This is a genomic window from Streptomyces sp. NPDC051662 (assembly GCF_040681655.1).
Lineage (GTDB): Bacteria > Actinomycetota > Actinomycetes > Streptomycetales > Streptomycetaceae > Streptomyces.
This window is the reverse complement of sequence record NZ_JBFAZD010000042.1, coordinates 29,692-48,219: the sequence shown is the minus strand read 5'-3', so window position 1 is coordinate 48,219 and position 18,528 is coordinate 29,692. Positions and strand designations below refer to the sequence as shown.

General features: G+C 68.5%; 21 protein-coding genes. 5 read left to right on the top strand and 16 right to left on the bottom strand.

Annotated elements, in window-relative coordinates; genetic code table 11:
• Nucleotides 1-125 precede the first annotated feature (125 nt).
• The 3 genes from AB0M67_RS38860 to AB0M67_RS38850 form a co-directional block, all read right to left on the bottom strand.
• Complete coding sequence (locus AB0M67_RS38860) at nt 126-281, bottom strand: hypothetical protein (protein WP_365752611.1); 156 nt, start codon at nt 279-281, stop codon at nt 126-128.
• A 145-nt stretch (nt 282-426) separates the two neighbouring features.
• On the bottom strand, nt 427-885 hold the full coding sequence (locus tag AB0M67_RS38855; RefSeq protein WP_365752609.1) for a PaaI family thioesterase: 459 nt from the start codon (nt 883-885) through the stop codon (nt 427-429).
• A gap of 43 nt (nt 886-928) precedes the next feature.
• Complete coding sequence (locus AB0M67_RS38850; RefSeq protein WP_365752607.1) at nt 929-1,546, bottom strand: LysE family translocator; 618 nt, start codon at nt 1,544-1,546, stop codon at nt 929-931.
• Nucleotides 1,547-1,658: 112 nt separating this feature from the next.
• Here AB0M67_RS38850 and AB0M67_RS38845 point away from each other — a divergent pair, with 112 nt between their 5' ends.
• Nucleotides 1,659-2,111, top strand: a complete 453-nt coding sequence (locus tag AB0M67_RS38845; protein WP_365752605.1) for an Lrp/AsnC family transcriptional regulator — start codon at nt 1,659-1,661, stop codon at nt 2,109-2,111.
• Between the two features lie 120 nt (nt 2,112-2,231).
• On the opposite strand, the gene AB0M67_RS38840 is transcribed toward AB0M67_RS38845, so the two are convergent.
• Nucleotides 2,232-2,837, bottom strand: a complete 606-nt coding sequence (locus AB0M67_RS38840; protein ID WP_365752604.1) for a helix-turn-helix domain-containing protein — start codon at nt 2,835-2,837, stop codon at nt 2,232-2,234.
• 70 nt (nt 2,838-2,907) lie between these two features.
• On the opposite strand from AB0M67_RS38840, the gene AB0M67_RS38835 reads away from it, so the two are divergent.
• A complete protein-coding gene (locus tag AB0M67_RS38835) occupies nt 2,908-3,801 on the top strand; it encodes an NADP-dependent oxidoreductase (RefSeq protein WP_365752602.1) in 894 nt (297 codons plus the stop codon).
• 295 nt (nt 3,802-4,096) lie between these two features.
• On the opposite strand, the gene AB0M67_RS38830 is transcribed toward AB0M67_RS38835, so the two are convergent.
• Nucleotides 4,097-4,930: a PIG-L family deacetylase gene (locus AB0M67_RS38830; RefSeq protein WP_365752601.1), complete on the bottom strand. Its 834-nt coding sequence runs from the start codon at nt 4,928-4,930 to the stop codon at nt 4,097-4,099.
• Between the two features lie 392 nt (nt 4,931-5,322).
• Nucleotides 5,323-6,162 (bottom strand): NAD(P)H-binding protein, encoded by an 840-nt coding sequence (locus tag AB0M67_RS38825; RefSeq protein ID WP_365752599.1) that lies wholly within the window; start codon nt 6,160-6,162, stop codon nt 5,323-5,325.
• A 92-nt stretch (nt 6,163-6,254) separates the two neighbouring features.
• Between AB0M67_RS38825 and AB0M67_RS38820 the strand changes: the two genes are divergently transcribed.
• Nucleotides 6,255-6,713, top strand: a complete 459-nt coding sequence (locus AB0M67_RS38820; RefSeq protein ID WP_365752598.1) for a helix-turn-helix domain-containing protein — start codon at nt 6,255-6,257, stop codon at nt 6,711-6,713.
• Nucleotides 6,714-6,881: 168 nt separating this feature from the next.
• Here the strand turns inward: AB0M67_RS38820 and AB0M67_RS38815 are convergent, their stop codons facing one another.
• The 8 genes from AB0M67_RS38815 to AB0M67_RS38780 form a co-directional block, all read right to left on the bottom strand.
• Nucleotides 6,882-7,199, bottom strand: coding sequence for a DUF4387 domain-containing protein (locus AB0M67_RS38815; RefSeq protein WP_365752596.1), 318 nt, complete (start codon nt 7,197-7,199; stop codon nt 6,882-6,884).
• A gap of 2 nt (nt 7,200-7,201) precedes the next feature.
• Nucleotides 7,202-8,557 carry an acyclic terpene utilization AtuA family protein gene (locus tag AB0M67_RS38810; protein ID WP_365752646.1) on the bottom strand — a complete coding sequence of 452 codons (1,356 nt, stop codon included), beginning with the start codon at nt 8,555-8,557 and terminating at the stop codon, nt 7,202-7,204.
• Between the two features lie 51 nt (nt 8,558-8,608).
• Complete coding sequence (locus tag AB0M67_RS38805) at nt 8,609-9,913, bottom strand: MFS transporter (protein WP_365752594.1); 1,305 nt, start codon at nt 9,911-9,913, stop codon at nt 8,609-8,611.
• Nucleotides 9,914-10,008: 95 nt separating this feature from the next.
• Nucleotides 10,009-10,725: a GntR family transcriptional regulator gene (locus tag AB0M67_RS38800; protein WP_365752592.1), complete on the bottom strand. Its 717-nt coding sequence runs from the start codon at nt 10,723-10,725 to the stop codon at nt 10,009-10,011.
• 116 nt (nt 10,726-10,841) lie between these two features.
• On the bottom strand, nt 10,842-12,251 hold the full coding sequence (locus tag AB0M67_RS38795) for an ATP-binding protein (protein ID WP_365752590.1): 1,410 nt from the start codon (nt 12,249-12,251) through the stop codon (nt 10,842-10,844).
• A 14-nt stretch (nt 12,252-12,265) separates the two neighbouring features.
• Nucleotides 12,266-12,967, bottom strand: a complete 702-nt coding sequence (locus AB0M67_RS38790) for a response regulator transcription factor (protein WP_365752588.1) — start codon at nt 12,965-12,967, stop codon at nt 12,266-12,268.
• Nucleotides 12,964-15,189: an MMPL family transporter gene (locus AB0M67_RS38785; protein WP_365752586.1), complete on the bottom strand. Its 2,226-nt coding sequence runs from the start codon at nt 15,187-15,189 to the stop codon at nt 12,964-12,966. The genes AB0M67_RS38790 and AB0M67_RS38785 overlap by 4 nt, the downstream gene beginning before the upstream one ends.
• Before the next feature lie 382 nt (nt 15,190-15,571).
• The gene (locus AB0M67_RS38780) at nt 15,572-15,994 is read right to left on the bottom strand and encodes a hypothetical protein (RefSeq protein WP_365752584.1); all 423 of its coding nucleotides are present in this window, start codon (nt 15,992-15,994) and stop codon (nt 15,572-15,574) included.
• A gap of 250 nt (nt 15,995-16,244) precedes the next feature.
• Between AB0M67_RS38780 and AB0M67_RS38775 the strand changes: the two genes are divergently transcribed.
• Entirely contained in the window at nt 16,245-16,490 is a 246-nt protein-coding gene (locus tag AB0M67_RS38775; RefSeq protein ID WP_365752582.1) for a hypothetical protein, read from the top strand.
• 20 nt (nt 16,491-16,510) lie between these two features.
• Here AB0M67_RS38775 and AB0M67_RS38770 read toward each other — a convergent pair whose 3' ends face one another.
• The gene (locus tag AB0M67_RS38770) at nt 16,511-17,164 is read right to left on the bottom strand and encodes a hypothetical protein (RefSeq protein ID WP_365752580.1); all 654 of its coding nucleotides are present in this window, start codon (nt 17,162-17,164) and stop codon (nt 16,511-16,513) included.
• A 110-nt stretch (nt 17,165-17,274) separates the two neighbouring features.
• Between AB0M67_RS38770 and AB0M67_RS38765 the strand changes: the two genes are divergently transcribed.
• Nucleotides 17,275-17,880: a TetR/AcrR family transcriptional regulator gene (locus AB0M67_RS38765; RefSeq protein WP_365752578.1), complete on the top strand. Its 606-nt coding sequence runs from the start codon at nt 17,275-17,277 to the stop codon at nt 17,878-17,880.
• Nucleotides 17,881-18,031: 151 nt separating this feature from the next.
• Here AB0M67_RS38765 and AB0M67_RS38760 read toward each other — a convergent pair whose 3' ends face one another.
• The gene (locus tag AB0M67_RS38760) at nt 18,032-18,424 is read right to left on the bottom strand and encodes an ester cyclase (RefSeq protein WP_208517059.1); all 393 of its coding nucleotides are present in this window, start codon (nt 18,422-18,424) and stop codon (nt 18,032-18,034) included.
• Between the last annotated feature and the right edge of the window lie 104 nt (nt 18,425-18,528).

Genomic DNA, 18,528 nt, shown 5'->3' with positions numbered 1-18,528 from the left:
GATCGGACTCCGTTCCCTGTCAAGTTCTCCGTGTTGAGCTGCGGACATGAACAGGTGCGGACACGAACAGGTGAAGGGTGGGCGAGTTGCCGGAGCCGCTCGTCCACCCCTCGTTCCACCGCGGGTCAGTGCGGCTCGGTCGTTGGCCGGGCTCGTGGGTAGGGCACGCGCAACGCCTCGGCCGCCACGGGGGTGTGGTCGGCGGTGGCGTGGATACGCCCTAGTGCGCCGTTGGTGAGCATGGTCGTGACCAGGTCGGTGGCGAGGGCCTCGGGGTGCACGTCGGTGGTCTCCTCGGCGTGGCCGACGAACCCGGAGTCGATCAGGGCCGGTTGACGTCCGTGGAGGAGAGGGTGTTGGCGTCAGGGAAGGGGCGCTGCCACCACGCGGCCCAGGGTGGCAGCGACGGCGCGGCCGGTTGGGCGCTCATTCGGCGGGCCTGTTTACGCGGATGAGCGTCTGCTGGCCGTTGGCGACGAGCTTCCGGGAGCCGTCGTTCTGGACGCCGTAGACCTCCAGTTGGCAGACGGTCAGGGTGCGTCCGGGCTTGAGGACGGTGCCGATCGCTTCGAGGTGGTTGCCCGCGGCGGGTGCGAGGAGGTTGATCTTGTATTCGACGGTGAGGACTTCGGAGTCCTCGTCGAACAGGGTGAGCGCCGCGTAGCCGCCGGCGGTGTCCGCGATGGCGCTGGTGGCGCCGGCGTGGACGTAGCCGTGCTGCTGGGTCACCTCGCGACGGGCCGGGAGCACGATGTGTACGCGGCCGGGCCCGATGTGAGTGATCTGCGCGCCGAGGTGGGACATAAGCCCTTGCAGGTTGAAGCTGTCCTGGACGCGTTTTTGGACCGCGGGGCTCACCTGTTCCTGCTGCGTCCGGTCTTCCACGTGATCTCCTTCGTGTCCGTGTCGGGTGGAGCGGGACAGGGCATCAGACGGCCAGGCGTTCCGCGAGCAGGAAGGCGCCGATGGCGATCATCATGGCACCGCTGATGCGGGTGACGGCCAGGGCGGCCGAGGGCCGGGTCTTGAGGACGGTGCGGGCCAGGACGCCGACCGCGAGGTAGACGACGGCGCACGCGGTCAGGTGCACCGTGCTGAGCAGCCCGGTCTGCGCGGCGACCGGCCAGCCCGTGGCAGGGTCGATGAACTGCGGGAACAGCGAGAAATACAGCAGGAGCGCCTTGGGGTTCAGGCCACTGATCCCGGCCCCCTTGACTATGACCCGCACGCGGGAGGCCTCCACGCTCTCCGCGGCGGCCGTCGGTACGGTCGGCTGCCTCAGAACGCCCCAGCCCAACCACAGCAGGTAGCCGGCGCCCGCCACGGTCAGGGCGGTGAGAGCGGCCGGGGAGCCTGCCACGATCACCGCCAGGCCCGCGACGGCCACCAGCGCGTAGGCCGCGTGTCCGGCAATCAGTCCCGTGACGGCCGGGACGACCGAGCGTCCCCGCAGACCGGCGGAGATCGCGTAGGCCCAGTCCGCGCCCGGAGTGAACACCAGCAGCAGGTCCACAGCCAGGAAGGCCGCCAGCGTCGTCGTGTCCATCGGTCGTTCCCTCTCGCATGGCTTGCCCTGAGAGGGAAGGCTAGGCCGGATGCGCTCGTAAGTGTTTGCGTATTTACCCCATGATCGCGTCATGTGAGGGAGAATCTTCTCCATGGACGCCCTTGATCGGAAGATTCTTACCGAGCTGCAGCTTGACGGCCGTCTGACGGTCACCGAGCTGGCTGCCCGCGTGCAGCTCAGCGTTTCGCCCTGCCACCGTCGCCTGCGCGACCTCGAACGCGAGGGCGCCATCCGCGGCTACCGAGCGGTAGTGGACCCGGTCGCGGTCGGTTTGAACTTCGAGGCTGTCGTCTTCACCACCCTGCGGTGGGAGGACGCCGACACGGTCACGACCTTCGAAGAGGCCGTGAGCGCTATCCCACACGTCATCCAGGCGCAACGCCTGTTCGGCGAGCCCGACTACCTGCTCCGTGTGGCCACCACCGACCTGGCCGCCTTTCAGCAGCTCTACGACCAGCAGCTCGCCCGACTGCCCGGAGTCCAGCGCCTGACCTCCACCCTCGTCATGAAAAACGTCGTCCATGACCGCCCCCTGCCCGAGTAGCCGCCCATCCTCGAACTCAGTTGTTACGAAGGCCAGTTCACGGGTTTCCACCGGCGGAAGCTGTACGCCCCGGCGACGGCTTCCCGGATGGGTGAGCGTCGGGCGGGGGCGAGTCCTTGATTACAGTCCGGCCGTGCCGGGGGAGTTTCCGGAGGGGCAGGTGACGGCCCAGGCTGCCTCGATCATCCGGAAGATCTCGTCCAACGCGGCGTCCGGACTGGGCGCTTCGCGGGCCAGTGAGTAGGCATCGATCACGAACCTCGCGATCGTCCGGCTCGCCAGTGTGGTCTGTGACAGATCGGGATCGGCGGCGATGGCCGTTGCCAGCGACTCCGCGTGGCGCAGCCTCATCGACTCCTCGTACGCCCGCAGGGCGGGAGATTCGTCGATCATGCGCCAGATCGGGGTGGCGCTGTCCGCCGTGCAATGCCGGACCAGGGACTGGATCTCGCGGCGCAGCGCGGGGATGAGCGGCTCGTGCGGCGCCCGGCCGGTGACCGCCTGTGTGAGGCGTTGCTCGAAGTCATTGTCCTGCTCGAACACCAGGGCCTCTTTCGAGGCGAAGTGGGAGAAGAGCGTGGTGACGGCCACGTCGGCCTCAGCGGCCACGTCACGGATTCCCACTGCCTCGTACCCGCGTTCCAAGAAGAGCCGGAGGGCCGTGTCGGCGATCTTCTGGCGGGTCGCAGCCTTCTTGCGCTCACGGCGTCCGGGCAGCACGGTCATGCACTGACCCTATCAGATACGAACATGTATCAGCTCCAAAAAGCTAACCGTTAGTGCTATGGTCCACCGCATGAAGAAAGTGAGCTTTGCTGAGTTCGGCGGTCCGGACGTGCTGCACCTCGTGGACGCCGAGGAGCCCCACGCGGGCCCAGGTCAGATACGCGTCGCTGTGCGGGCGGCGGGCGTGAACCCCGTCGACTGGAGGATCCGTGAAGGCCAGAAGCTGGGGGCGCATCCGATCGAGTTGCCCTCCGGAGTCGGGCTGGACGCCGCCGGGGTGGTGGACGAGGTCTGCGAGGGCGTCGAAGAAGTCGAGGTCGGTGCTCACGTGTTCGGCGAAGGCTTCAGCACCTATGCCGAGTTCGCCGTGCTGTCGGCCTGGGCCTGTATGCCCGAGGGGCTGACGTTCGAAGAGGCGGCCGGGTACCCCTCCGTGGTGGAGACCGCGCTGCGCGTCATCCGCGAGGTCGGTGTGCGGTCCGGGCAGACGCTGCTGGTCAGCGGCGCGTCCGGGGGAGTCGGCTCAGCGGTGCTGCAGATCGCCCGAGACCGCGGCATCACGGTGATCGGCACGGCCGGGGCCGCGAACCAGGACTATCTGCGCGGCCTGGGCGCCCTCGCCACGACGTATGGCGAGGGCTGGGCCGAGCGGGTGCGGCAGCTCGGCCATGTCGATGCGGCCCTCGATCTGGCCGGCTCGGGCGTGATCCGCGAGCTCGTAGATCTGACTGGGAACCCGCAGAAGGTGGTCTCCATCGCCGATCTCGGTGCGCCGGAGCTCGGTGTCCGATTCTCCGGCGTGGCCGGGAGCGTACCGGAAGCGCTCGCCGTGGCCGCCGACCTCATCTCGCGGGGAAAGCTCCATATCCCGGTCGAGAAGTCGTACACGCTCGCCGAGGCCGCGGCGGCGCACATCGACAGCCAAGCAGGCCACGCGCGCGGGCGCCGGGTCATAGTCGCCTGAAAGCCGGTCGGGCGATTCGGGCCCTGGACGGCGGTGCGTGTTCGTCACCCTGAGATGACGGACGACCACGGCCCTCCGAGACGCTCTCCCGGCGGTCTGTCTCGATCGGAGCAGACCGCCGGGCTTGTGACCTGGGCTGTCGCCGATCCTCCGGGTCAGCAGCCCGCGGGTCTCCCACCCGTGCGGCCGATGAGCTTTCCCCGGCCCCGGCTCCGATCTCGGCCCCGGCTCCGATCTCGGCCCCGGCTCCGATCTCGGCCCCGGCCCTGACCCCGGCCCCGGTCGGACGGGCGGATCAGCGCAGTCCGGCGAAGAGATCGTTCTCGGGTACGGCCGCGCCGGTGGCGTCCTTGACACGTACGAAGGTCTCCATGCCCATCAACTCGCCGAACCTCTCCTTGCCCATCTTGAGGAAGAAGATGTTCTCGCCCTGACTGGCGTGCGCGGCCAGCGCGTCGAACTTCTGCCCGCTGAATGCGATGGTGTCCACCCACGTGGTGATCTGATCGTCGGGGAGTCCGATTTCGGCCATCGCGGCGGCCTCGGCAGGATCCGGCTCCGGCATGTCCTCGTGGAACTCGCGCATGGTCTCCCCGAACCGCTGCACCATCGAGCGGGGCATGGTCGTCCAGTACACCTTCGGTGTCAGCGCGGTCATCTCCAGCGCCGCCATCGTGATGCGGTGGGCCTGTATGTGGTCGGGGTGGCCGTAGAAGCCGTTCTCGTCGTAGGTGACGACCACATCGGGTTGGTAGTGCCGCATGAGTTCGGCGAGTCGGGCGGCGCCTTCCTCCACGGGGGTCCGCCAGAAGGATCCGGGGGCGTCGTTGGTCGGCCAGCCCGTCATCCCGGAGTCGGCATAGTCCAGCATCTCCAGATCGCTGATCTTCAGGACGTCACAGCTCGCCTCCAGTTCTCGACGGCGCGTCAAGGCGACGGCCTCCGGATCGTGCCCGGGATCGCCCGGCTTGGCACCCCCCGTTCCGTCACCGCAACCGCCATCGGTACATGTCACGAGAACCGTGCGGATGCCTTCCGCCGCGTACCGCGCGAGGACCCCGCCGGTGCTGGTGGCCTCGTCGTCGGGGTGAGCGTGTACTGCCATGAGCGTCAAGGGCCGGTCAGCCATGAAAAAGCCTCCTACGGAAATACGTCTTGGTCCGAGTGCGCGGCGGGCGTACCGCGACCCTGGGGCCCGGATCCTGGCGGGGCGGACGACCGTGTGGTCTCCGTGTTCCCCGCCGATGCGGCGCCGGTCCCTCGGTCGATGCAACCGTGCCGGCCGGACCGGCTGTTCCCGGCGGGGCCGCTTGGCCTTCCAGGCGTCGGTATTTCAACGCGAACGAGATACAGGCGCGACCCGCACATCTCAGTGCCACGTCGGATCCGACTTCCATCCGCCACCAGCCGTGAGACTCCGACACGAAATTTGAGACTCTACCCATGTAGGATCTCGCGGTTCGTATCCTATATAGAGGCTGTGACCTGTGGCTGAACCCGGTGTCTCAACTGATTTGTGCCTCAGCGAAAAGCGGCGATGCTACGGGTGACCCAGTCGTTGAAGGGGCTCGGGGCGCGGCCGAGCACTCGTTCCACGTCCAAACTAATCCGCAGTTCGGCGGGGTTCGGGGCGGCGATGATGTCCAGGGTGTCGTCGGCGAGCTCCGGCGGCACGAACTGGATCATTGCGGCCTTGGCCTCCTCGCGGGTGAGTTCGTGGAACCGCACCGGCGAACCGAGCGCGGCGGCGATGGCTTCCGTCTGCTGACGCGGCGTGATCACCTCGGGCCCGGTCAGCTCGAAGACTCCGCCGGTGTGCCGGTCGTCCAGCAGGCAGGCCGCCGCGACGTCGGCGATGTCCGCCGGGTCGACGATCGGAACCCCGACGTCGCCGAACGGTGCGGCGACCGTCCCCTGCGTGCGGACGGACTCCGCCCAGGCCAAGGCGTTGGAGGCGAAGCCGCCAGGTCGCAGGACGGCCCAGTCCAGGCCGGACTCCCTCAACGCGTCCTCCACCGCGCGCATCGCGATCCGCGACGGGCCGAGTGGCCTGGTCGCCACGCCCTGCGAAGACAGCAGGACGATCCGGCGGACCCCGCTGGCCGCGGCCAGGTCGATGATGTCGGTCGGCCGGGCTTCGGGGGCGTGCAGTTCGCCGGACAGCAGGAGGAACAGCGCCTTCGCCCCGTCCAACGCGGGAGTGAGGCCCTGCGGCTCGGCCAAGTCAGCCGGCACGTGCCGGACCCCGTCCGGCACCGACGCCGCGTGCCGCGACACCGCTGTCACCCGCTCGCCCGCTTCGGCCAAGGTCTGCGTCAAAGGCCGGCCCACATTCCCGGTAGCCCCGGTCACGACGATCATGTTCAGCTCCTAGTCCGTTGTGCACTGCGGCAATTGACACTAGGAGTCGGGCTTACTTTCCGTAAGAACATACCCAGAGGTAAGCTCCGGACATGAGGGAAGGCGCGCAGTTGACGCAGGCCGAGGCGGGCAATCGGTATGAGGTGTTTCACACCGACTGCCCTGCGCGCGACGTGGTCGACCACGTGACCAGCAGGTGGGGTATCTGGGTGCTGATCGCCTTGCGGAGCAATGACCTTCGGTTTTACGAGCTGCGTGACAGCATCCAGGGCATCAGCGAGAAGATGCTCGCGCAGACACTGCGTGCTCTGGTCCAGGACGGCCTGATCTGGCGGGAGGTCGAGCCGACGACGCCGCCCCAAGTCACCTACGGGCTGACCGAGTTCGGTCAGGACGTCGGCGAGCCGCTGACCGACTTGTTCGACCGGATCACACAGCGGCTGTCACCCAGCGGAACGTCCGCCGCGGAGCGGCTGAGCGCAACAGGTGGCAGGGAGGCCGCCAGTCTCAGTTCCGTGGCCGTTGGGCCACGAAATGGCCACCGGCCGTGAGATTCGGCCGGCCAATCCGAGAACCCACGCGTTTCCTCACCGACCGATGGCTCCGAACCCCAGGTCTCGCGGCGAGGGTCTGGGGCGGCACGACGACACATCGGCCGGCTCAGAGGCGAAGCTTCGGCGACCTCGCTCGGCACGCGCCTGTTCGCACGATGCACAGGCTCACGGGAGTTCCGGTAGTTGCAGTTCCATCAGTGGGGCGTACTGCTGGCCGGCATAGCAGTCACTGTCGTGCTGGTCGCCCTGTACGGAGGGGCGTGGCAGGGAGACTTTGACCGCGAGGGCGCGGGGGTGGTTGACCACCAGGATCCCGTTCTCGCTGGTGTTGAACAGTCCGGCGAACAGGGCCCGGTTGAGGATTCCGGCGTTGGTGAGTGCCTCGTAGGTGTGTTGGTCGTGGCACATGAAGTCGAAGGTGAGGGTGAAGGGTCCGGCGTTCTTGGAGCGGACGAGGGAGCAGTAGTCGAGCAGCGTGGCCATGGTCAGACCTCCTCGGTGGTGATGCGGAACAGTTCGGTGGGGGTGACGCCGGTGGCGACGTGGTTGAGGGTGAAGCGGTAGAGCGGGCCGCGGTCCATTTCGGGCGGTGAGTAGGGGTAGGCGAGGGTGGAGACCAGGCCGTCGTACTCGGGGATGGGCAGGTGCGAGGAGGCGTGGGCGACGAACGTGGAGATCGCGTGGGCGGTGTCCTGGTCGGGTGCGGTGACGGTGATCAGCACGCCGAGTTCCCGGGGCCGCAGGGGGGTGGGTTCGGTGCCGGCCAGGACCGTCCCGGTGCCGTAGAGGCGGTAGTTGATGTCGATGGTCTCCGGGTCGACCCTGCCGTCGAACACGTCGAGGATCTTGGCGTCGAAGTACTTCTTGGCCATGGGCAGGAGCTCGGGAAGGCGCTCGATGACGACCTTGTCGCGGACGCCGCCGACGATGACGGTCTGGTAGCCGACGAGTTCGGCGCCTTCGAGCTTGTTGGTGTAGCCGTCGGCCTCGACATAGCGGGAGCCACGGACGCGCACGGTCCGTTCGTCGACAGCCTCGTAGGTGGCGTGGGTGGTGTCGAGGGTGCCGGAGGGCTCGGTGATGTGGAACGGGTCGGCGTTCTCGTACAGCGTGTGGGCGGCGACTGAACGAGGGGTGAGGCGGCTGCCGTCGGCGAGCGTGGTGACATCGAAGTGGTCGTCGCGCAAGGTCACCAGGAGTCCGTTGGCATCGGGCGGGATCGCGCAGGCGGCGCCGCATTCGATGGTCTTGGCCATGTGCCAGGTGAGGCCGGGGTCGGCGCCGTTCAGATGGGGCAGGGCGGCGAACAGCGCGGTATCGCTGGCCCGTCCGGCCAGGATGACGTCGTAACCGTCGCGCAGGAGCTCCTGGATGGGCTCGACGCCCATCATGGCGACGGTGTGGCTGCGCTGGAACAACTTCCGTTCGATGACAGGGGCGTTGGCGAGCGGCCGGATGCGGCCCTGGTCGTACAGGCGCTGGAGGCGCTCTGCCGGTTGGTCGCTGTAGATGAGACCGAGTTTGAAGTGCAGGTTGTTCTCGGCGGCGATGGTTCGGGCCAGGCCGGCGACCCAGTCGACGCCGTCGTCGCGTCCGCTGGTGCCGCACGAACCGATGATCAGCGGCACTTGGAGGGTGTCGCGGGCCTGGAGGAGCAGACGCAGGTCGCGCGTGACGGCCTGGGCGGAGAGCTTGGGGGTCCCGGATCCGAGCGCCGCTGGGCCGGAGTCGGTGGAGCCGGCGTCGCAGGCGATCACGTGCGGGCCGGCGGCCACACCGCGGTCGAGGGCGGCTGTGTCGAAGCCGGCACCGAGGGCTCCGGTCGGGGCGAGGATACGCATGTCCACAAGGGCGACTTTCTGTTGTACGGGTGAGGGTCAGACGAGTGAGGGTCAGGAAGCAGTCGCGAGCGTCCGCTCGGCGCGGCGGCCCACGAGGGTGAAGACGGCGAAGGTGACCGCGCCGAACACGGCGGCGTTGAGGAACATGTAGCGCCAGCCGGTGAGGTCGACGGTGGCGCCGAGCAGCGCGGGGCCGAGGGCCATGCCGGAGGCTGAGGCCACCGTGTACAGACCGGTGTAGGCGCCCAGGACACGGTTGTTGGGCGCCAGGCTCCACAGGGCGACCAGGCCGTTGACGGAGAAGACGGCGTAGCCGATCGAGGCGATGGCCACGGAGGCGGCGGTGAAGGCCGGGGTGGGTTCGGCGAAGCCGACGAGCAGGCCCGCGACGAACAGGGCGATGCCGTAGCGGATCATGCGGAGCTCGCCGAGCCGGTGCGAGAGGTAGGCCAGCGGGACGACGCAGATGAGGAAGGCGATCGCGCCGGGCAGAGCGATGGCGCCGGCCGCGCCCCGGGTCATGCCGAGGACCTCGGTGCCGTACGGGGTGGTCAGGGAGCGCAGCGCCGCCCACATGCCCGCGAAGCAGAAAATGCCGGCCATGAGCAGCAGCCGGACTCGGCTCGGTTCCCGTACGAGGTCCTTGAGGACCGCCCACGGCGAGGAGAACGGGTCGGCCTGGCCGGTGTTGGAGTCCTCGCGGCGCAGCGCTGCGGGGTGACGGCGGCCCAGGAAGCGGTAGGACAGGACCACCATGACGATCATCAGGAACGGTGGGACGGCGAAGGCGGCCTTGAGGCTGTGGTCCACCACCAGCAGGCTGATGAGGGCCGAGACGATGATGGTGAGGCTGACGCCGGCCTTGATGAACCCCTGGGCCTTGCCGCGCTGTTGGGGTGCGACGTAGTCGGAGACCAGGGTTTCGGTGACGCCCTTGAAGGAGTTGGCGGTCAGGCCGAACGCGAAGACGCAGAGCATGAGCATCGGCAGGCTGGTGGCCCACGGGATCAGCGCGAAGGGCACGGCCGCCACGCACGCCCCGGCCACCACGATGGGCCAGCGTCCGGTGCGACGCAGGGCCAGCCGGTCGGAGATCAGGCCCATCCAGGGCTGGATGATGACGCCGAGCCCGGTGTCCAGGCCCATGATCAGGCCGATGACAGTGGCGGAGGACACGAAGTGACGCAGCTGGGCGGGGACTTGGGCGTCGTAGAAGTTCCACACCGACTCCTGGGCGAAGATCGCGAGGGTGACCCACAGGACGGCGCTTCCGCTCATGCGCTCCGGCCGTTCGGCCGCGAGCGCGGCCGGTGCGGCCGCCGAGGCAGGGTGCTGGGGTGGTTCGTCATGCAACACGGCGGCTCCTATGCCATATGCTATAGCAAAATAGCGGTGGCTGTGCGCCGGCGACCCCCTGAGGGGCCGACGGGCGGACAGCTGAAGGAAGGGGGTCAGGTGCTGGACAGCTGGACGAGCGCGGCGCGGTGGTGGGCGGCGGCAAGCTGTTCGGCGCGGTCCTCGTCGCGCTCCAGAAGGGCGTCCAGCAGTTCGCGGTGCTCGCGGTAGCGGCTGCGGAAGCTCTCGGCCCGGCCGGGGGCCAACTTCAAGGTCAGGTCGAGACGTTCCTCATCGCTGAAGGCGCGGGCCTGGGTCAGCAGGCCCTCCAGCACCGGATTGGCCACGCACGCCTCGACCTGGTGGTGGAATTCGCGCAGCAGCCGGAACGCGGCGGTGACCTGGTCGGCCACCGGAGCGTCGATCCCCTGGTCGGCCAGTGCCCGCTCGATCCCGGCGACCAGGTGGTCGGCGTGGTCCAGCAGGCCGACGAGCTCGGTGAGCTGCGCGGCCGTGGCGTTGCGGGCCGCGAGCCTGGCCATCAGGGCGGACAGGCGGACCTCGGCCTCCACGATCTCGCCACGGGCGGCGGCGGAGTGGTCGGCGATCCGCAGCGAGCGCGGGCCGACCCGCTCGACGACCTTCTCGTGCACCAGTTGGCGCAGCGCCTCCCGGATCGGGGTGGGGCTCACTCCCAGACGAGCCGCGAGGTCCCGCTCGGTGATCTTCTCGCCGGGCCGTAGGACGCCCCCGCGGATCGCGTCACGCAGCCGCCGGTAAGCCTGGTCGGCCAGCGAGGTCGTTTCCATGGGGCCGAGGGTGTCCTTGGTCATGCCGCCCAGACTGGCCCCTGCTATAGCAAACAGTCAATGGGTTCATTGCTGATTCCTTTCCGGGAGGTTGCCGCGACGCGTTCCTGGCCACCACGCGCTCCGCGCGCTCCACGTGGTCAGTGTGGTGGCGGCAGGGCGGGGAGCGTGACGGTGACGGCGGTCCCTGAGCCGGGGTGCGAGGTGATGCGCACGGTGCCGTGGTGCGCGTGGACGACCGCCTGGACGATGGCCAGGCCGAGTCCGGAGCCGCCGCGGGCTCGGCTGCGACTGGCCTCGGCCCGCCAGAACCGGTCGAACACACGGGAGAGGTCTTGCTGTGCGATCCCGGGCCCCTGGTCGGCCACCCGGATGACGGCCTCGCCGCCGGACGACTGGAGGGAGACGTCGATCGGGGTGCCGGCCGGAGTGTGCTGGATGGCGTTGCCGACGAGGTTGTTGAGGACCTGCTGGAGCCGTGGAGCGTCTCCGCGTACGTGGACGGGCGCGTCGGCGCGCAGGTGGATGGTGCGGTCCGGGGCGACGACGCCGGCGTCCTCGACCACATCGGTGGCCAGGCGTCGCAGGTCGACGGGTCGTGCTTCCAGGGGGCGTCCGGCGTCCAGGCGGGCGAGCAGGGAGAGTTCCTCGACGAGCAGGCGCATGCGGCCGACCTCGCTGTCGACCCGTTCCAGGGCCCGGTCGAGATCGGCGGGGGTGGTGAGACCGCCCTGGTGGTAGAGGTCGAGCCAGCCGGAGATGGTCGCAAGGGGCGTGCGCAGTTCGTGGGAGGCGTCGGCGGCGAAGGCGCGGATGTTGTCCTCCGCGCGGGCCTGGGCGTCGAAGGCGGCGTTGACGGCGGTGGCCAGACGGTCGGTCTCACTGTGATCCCCGTAGGTGGGCAGGCGTTCCTCGCGGGCGCCGGAGGCGATGGCGTCGGCGGCATTGGCCATACGCCCCAGTGGCCGCAGACCGAACTTGAGTATCAGCAGCGCGGTGGCGAAGGCCAGGACGAGGGTGACGCCGACGATGGTGGCCTGGCTGGAGACGAAGTCGGTGACGGTGATCCGGTCGATGTCGGTGCGCACGGTGAGGATGACCGCGGAGGCGGTGGCCTCCCCTTCGGAGGTCTTCACCGTCAGGCCGCTGGTGGGGATGCGCAGTGCGATCAGGTCGGGCACCGAGGGGTCGTCCTTGATGGTGACGACCTGGTCGAGCCGGCCTGCGGTCAGACCGTTGATCGCCCCGGGTACGCCGTCCCCCGCCTGGTCGGCGACTCTGCCGTCGGGGCCGATGACGGTCATGCCGAGGATGGGCGAGATCAGAGCGGACAGCTGGGTTCCGTCGACCGTCTGGGGGCCGGCGGCGAGTAGCCGGTGGACGCGGTCGCCGGATGCTCGCAGGGAGACCTCTGCCCGGTGATCCAGGTAGTTGCGCAGGGTCACGGCGCCGGCGACGGAGTTGCCGATGAGGCCGGCGGCCAGCAGCGCCAGGACGCCGATGAGAATCCGCCCGCGGATGGTGGCGAGCCGGCGGGGTCTGAGCGACAAAAGCTCCGGCCCTTTCATGAGGCGGGCCGGCGCAGGCTGTAGCCGATGCCGCGGACAGTGTGGATGAGGGGTTCGCGGCCGTGGTCGAGTTTGCGGCGCAGATTGGACACGAAGCGTTCCACCACGACGGAGTCACCGCCGAAGTCGTACTGCCAGACCGCCTCCAGGATCTGGGAGCGGGTCATGACATGGCCGGGGTGGGAGAGCAGGTAGTGGAGGAGCCGGAACTCGGTGGGTGACAGGTCGACCATGTCCCCGCCGCGGTGGACGGTGTGGCGTCTGTCGTCGAGTTCGAGGTCGGCGTAGCGCAGGATGCCGTCATCGGCCGCGGCACCCGCGCTGCCGCGGGAGCGACGGATCAGGGCCTGCAGGCGGGCGGTGACCTCGACGACGCTGAAGGGCTTGGTGACGTAGTCGTCGCCGCCGAGCTTGAATCCCCGGACACGGTCCTCGATGGCGTCCCTGGAGGTCAAGAACAGCACTGGCACCGTGACGCCGCGCGAGCGGATCAGCTGCAGCACCTCGAAGCCGTCCCCTCCGGGCAGGCCCACGTCCAGGACCATGACGTCCGGAGTGCGTTGTGCGAGATGCGTGAGGGCCTGGGGGACGTCCTCGGCGAGCTGGACGTCGAAGCCCGCGAAGCTGAGAGCCGAGGCCATCAGGTCGCGAATGCCGTTGTCGTCCTCGACTACGAGGACCGTGTCCGGGGAGTTCATGAAGAGACGTCCTGCCGGGGGCTGAGGGAGTACACCACGGGGGCGGATACCGGTTCATTCTCGTCCAGGCGTGCCCCTTCCACATCCAGGTCGGGCAGCCACTTGTCCAGTCGGCGCGGCAGCCACCACGCGCGGTGGCCCAGCAGCGACATGACGGCCGGCACCAGCGTCATCCGGACCGCGAACGCGTCGACGAGGACACCGACCGCCAAGGCCAGCGCGATCGGCATGATCGCTGGATCGTGGTCCAGCAGGAAACTCGCGAACACGGCCACCATGATCAGCGCGGCGGCGGTGACCACCCGGGAAGCGTGCCGGGCCCCGCCGATGATCGAAGCGTGGGGCCGCCTCGTCTTCACGTACTCCTCGCGCATGGAAGAGACCATGAAGACTTCGTAGTCCATGGCCAGGCCGAACAGCACGGCCATCACGATGATGGGCACGAAGCTGGCGATCGGCCCGGTGGAGGGCACACCGAGCGCTCCGGCGAGCCAGCCCCACTGGAGGACGGCGACGATCACGCCGAAGGACGCGCCGACCGACAGCAGGAAGCCGACGGTGGCCTTGACAGGGATGGCGATGAAACGGAACGCGGCCATCAACAGCAGGAGCGAGAGCCCTACCACAACGAGGGCGAAGGGGAGCAGGGAGGCACTGAGCTTGTCGGAGACCTCGATGCTGACGGCGGTCTGGCCGGTGACGGCGATGTGGCTGCCGCTCTGTGCCGCAAGCGGGGTGACCCGGTCCTGCAGCCGGGTGACCAGGTCGCTGGTCGCGGGATCACGCGGCCCGGTCTCGGGAATGACCTGGACACGCGCGGCGGCGCCGTCGCCGGAGTAGTCGACAGGACTGACGCGCGCGATGCCCTCGACGGTGGCCAGGTCCTTCGTGACCTTCTGGCCGGTGGCCTTGAGAGTGCCGGACGGCGCATCGGTGACCAGTACCACGAGGGGACCGTTGGCGCCGGGGCCGAAAGCGGCACCGATCTTGTCGTAGACCTGGCGTACCGCGGTCGAGGCGGGTTCGCTGCCGTCGTCGCTCAGGGCGAGTTGGAGGTGCGTGGCGGGAAGGGCGAGTGCGGTCAAGGCCAGGGTGACGGTGATGACCGCTCGCCACGGACGGCGTACGACGGCCCCCACCCAGCGCGCCCCCATCGAAGGCTTGCCGGCTGGATCCCGCGAGCCGCGCATCCGGCGTACGGCTCGTGAACCGGGCTTCGGGCGCAGCTTCTCCCCGGCGACTGCCAGGAGTGCGGGCAGCAGGCCCAGTGACATGGCGGCCGCGACGGTCACCGCTGCGGCTGTGCTCAGGCCCATCGAGGTGAGCACCGGAACCCCCGCCACCGTCAGACCGGCCAGCGCGATGATCACGGTCAGTCCGGCGAACGCCACCGCGCTCCCGGCGGTCGCGGTCGCACGGGCAACGGCGTCCTTCACGCTGCGGCCCTGTGCCAGTTCGGCGCGGTGGCGCGAGACGATGAACAGGGCGTAGTCGATGCCCACCGCGAGGCCCAGCATGATGGCGAGCGTCGGTGCGTTGTCCGAGACGCTCAGCACCGAGGACAGGCCCATCAGCCCCGCCATGCTCACCACGACCGCGAGGAGGGAGGTGATCAGCGGCATTCCGGCGGACAACAGGGAACCGAAGGTGATTGCCAGAACGGCGAGTGAGACGAGCACGCCGATCCCTTCCGTCGGCCCCACCGGGGGCTTGGACTGCTTGTAGGCGTCGCCGCCGAAGAGCACGTCGATGCCCGCGGCGCGGCTGCCGGCCGCGGTGTCCTTGAGAGCAGCAAGGTCGGCCTCGGGAACGTCCTGGTCCTTGGCCGTGGAGAACTCGACCTGGGCGACAGCCGTCCGCCCGTCCGGCGACACGGTCTGGCCGCGCATCGGGTCACTGACCGACGTGACACCGGGCACGGTGGCCGAAGCGGTCAGCGATTGCTTGAGCGCGGCGGCCTTGGCCGGGTCTTTGAACGAGGTGCCCGTGGGCGCCTCGAAGACGATCTCCGCGCTCTGGTGGTCGGAGGACCCGAAATGCCGGTCCATCTTAGCCAGGGCGCTTTGCGCGGCGGACCCCGGAATATCCGACTTGGAGTCGAAGCTCCCCGCGAAACCGACGCCCAGAGCGGCGATCGCGGCGACGACGAGCAGCCATAGGGCCAAGACCGTACGGCGACGGCGTACCGCGAACACCCCCCATCGATGCAGCAGCACAGCCATGATCACAGTCCATTTCCGTAAGAGGCGTCAGCGAAGCCCTCAGCGAAGCTCTGCCGCTTGACGGTTCTGCCCGGCACAACCTGACGGTTCCTTGACGGTTCCGGCTTCGCTGATCGCTTCGCGTTCTCGCTCGCCGAGTCGCCGCACTCCCGCGGCAGTCAGGATGGTTGGACCGCGGTGATCGCTCAGGCTCTCGCTCCCTGGAGGCGACGGCGGTTCGGTGACGCAGACGTGCCACCGGCATCACCTTCGCCTCGAAAGTGCGGCGCAGGGCCGCGTGGCGACCTGGTGAGAGACCGCCGCCGAGCGAGCCGACACCACCGGGCCTCTGGACGGGCCGTGAAGGGTTTCGGCGAGGCAGGATCACATGACTGATCCGGGCTTAGCCATGGCTGGGGCCGTCGTAGTAGCCGGGCCGGGCCAGCAACACGGAGTTGAAGTAGTAGCCCTGCTCGTCGTCCGGTTCATCGTCGCCGTCGAAGGGGCGCCAGAAGCCGAGCAGCAGGTCTGGCGCGACGAATGACGCGGGGTCCTCGTCGTCGGCGGCGATGGCCGTGACGTCGGACATGCGGGTCACGACCTCGCGGGCCGGGAGGCCGAAGACGTCGATTCCATGGAAGAACACGACATCCGACGGCTCGGAAGGGCGTCCCAGCTCGACGGATTCCAGCTGGTCACGCACGCATCCGATACTGAGCATCAGGCCGCTCGGCCGGAAGATGTGCTGACCCGCTCGGTCGGACGGGGAGATCGCCGTCGGTTCCCGCAGCGAGTCCAGCGCGCTGTTCGCAGTCTGGCGTGACATGCCAATCCGCAGGGGGCCGACGCCTATGGGTGGGGCGAGCTCGAAACGCATGTGCGCATGGTGTCACGGGCCGCGCCTCTCGCCTGAGGCGGCTGATTCCCGGTCTGCAGCGGAGGGTGCTGGTCCCGGGTCGGCGATGCGGGCTTCGAGGTCGGAGACGCGCCGGTGCTGGAAGCGGAGGTGGGATCCGGCAGCCTTCAGTCGTTCGTCGAGAGTGCGGTTGTCGGCGGTGAGCCGGCGGACGCGCTGCTTGAGCGTGGTGTTCTCGGTGATGATCCGCTGGACGGCTTCCTCGGCCTATTCAGCCCTGCAAATCGCTTATCTGGCCGAGGAGTTCGCCGATGCGGGTGCGTTGGGTGAGGATCTCGGCATGAGCGGCCTTGAGGCCCTCTTCGGCGTTCGGGGCTCGCTCGCGCCAGGTTGCTTCTCGCCTGTCGTCCTGCACGGCGAGCATCTGGGTCTGTCGTTCACCGGCTTCCGCCCCGCCGCACCGTGACCCGAACTCAGAAAAATGCCCTAGTTCGCCGCGCCGTCGAGCAGCCAGTTGTAGCGCAGTCGAAGCGCTCGCTCCATGCTGCCCATCGCTGCCGCGACCCCGAGTGTGATGTTGAGCCATAGCGGCAGGTGGATGGGCGACTCGAAGTTCCCGACGCGTGAGGCGATGGGAGGTATCCGGGAGAGCGGTTCAACGATCTGCACGACGAGAAGACCGGCACCTGTGAGGAGCGCGATGAGGGAGCAGAAGCCGATCCAGCGGCTCAGCGCCGGGTGGTCGCGGTCGAGGCGGGCGCGGCGGCCCTCGGCAGAGGCAGGGTGCGGGACGAGTTGGTGCTCCGCACCCGCGGTGGTGACGTAGTGGCAGCGTTTGATCCCGAAGCCGCTCATCGCCACCTCGATCGTGCCGTTCGGCACGGGGAAGGCGGCGGGGATCTTGGATTCGGCGTGGAGCTTGCCGTTGAGGTACAGGTGCGCCTTGACGTTGCCGGAGCTCTGGTTCTGCCAGTGCCGGACATCGATCGCGTACATCGTCCGACGACCGTCGTGCCGCGTCAGAAGAAGGTGGAACAGTGCGCGGCCAGGCAACTGCCACCAGCGGAAGCGTTGCAGGGGCCGCCCGTCCCCCGGTCGCACGCGCTTCGCGGCTCGACGCCGCTGCCGCTCCTCGAACATCGTTCAGCCTCCCCGGCGCTCGACCGAATCCCGCACTAGCACGCTGTACTACTGATGTGGGGGCTAAGCTATCACGGCGTACTAGTACGGCGTGATGAGAGGCAGCGGCAGTGACAGAGAAGAAGGAGATCGCCGGCACGCGGGACAGGATCCTCGCGGCGGCTGCGCTGATGTTCGGAGAGGACCCCTCGGTGAACCTGAGCGTGCGAGCGGTCGCGGCGCGGGCCGGGGTGAGTACCGGATCACTTCGGCACTTCTTCCCGACGCAGCGCGAACTGCGGGACGCGGTGCTCGCCGTCATCTATGACCACGTGGTCTCCGAGGACGGGATCCACGACCGTTCGGTTCCGGCACGCGACCGGCTCGTGAACTGCCTCCGGCAGGTGCTGGCTCCTGCCGGAGTGGGGGAACAGGCACGAGAGGCATGGGGCAGGCTCTTCGAGACATTCATCGCCCCCGAGCCGACCGACGAGGTGCGCGCGGCGTATCTCGCCATGGACCGGGAAGGGCAGCGCCGCGTCGAGTCCTGGCTGGCGATCCTCACGCAGGAAGGCGCGCTGGCCGCGGGAGAGAACACTCGACGTGCGAGATTCCTGATGACCGTCCTCAACGGACTCGCGACCGAGCGGGCGTTGCCCGCCGAGAACTCGATCCTGCGATCCGAGACGGAAACCCTGTACATGGCCGTCGACTGCGTCCTCAACTGCCGAACGTGATGACCGGTCACCTCCGACACCGACATGAACGCGTCTTGGTTGCGCGGCAACTCCGAACTCATCGCCGTCATCACACGACGAGAGCCCGGCCGGTGGCCGGGCTCTCGGAGGTTCGGTGGTTTCAGCTGCAGGCGAGGGTCGCTTCCGGAGGTCAGATGCCGAGTTGTCGCTGTACGGCCTGGGCGTCGATCAGGTAGTTCATCTCGTAGAAGCGTCCGTCACGCACCTTGTGGAAGGAGTACTCGGCGTACTCGATCGTTTCGCCGGTCGGAGCGACGCCGAACCACTCCTTCGCGGGGGTTCCCTTGTTGAACAGACGGGCCGCGACGCGGTCACCGTCGATGGCTACGTCCCGTACCCGCCAGGTGAAGTCCGGCACCGCGTCGCCGTGCCCCTTCAGCTCCGCGATGACGTCGTCCCGCGTAACTGGCCGGCCGTTCTCGGTGAGTTCGTCATGAATGAACTCGGTCATCCGGTCGAACTCATGGGCGTTGAGCGCCTCGATATAACGCTCGAAGACTTCGCGTACTTCCTTCTCGGACATGCTGACCTCTCTGCCGCCCCGAACCGAGGGGCGTGTATTCGGACGGTGATCGACCTGCGACGACGCCCTTCCACGAACTCGCCGTGGTGACTGCCGTCGTGATT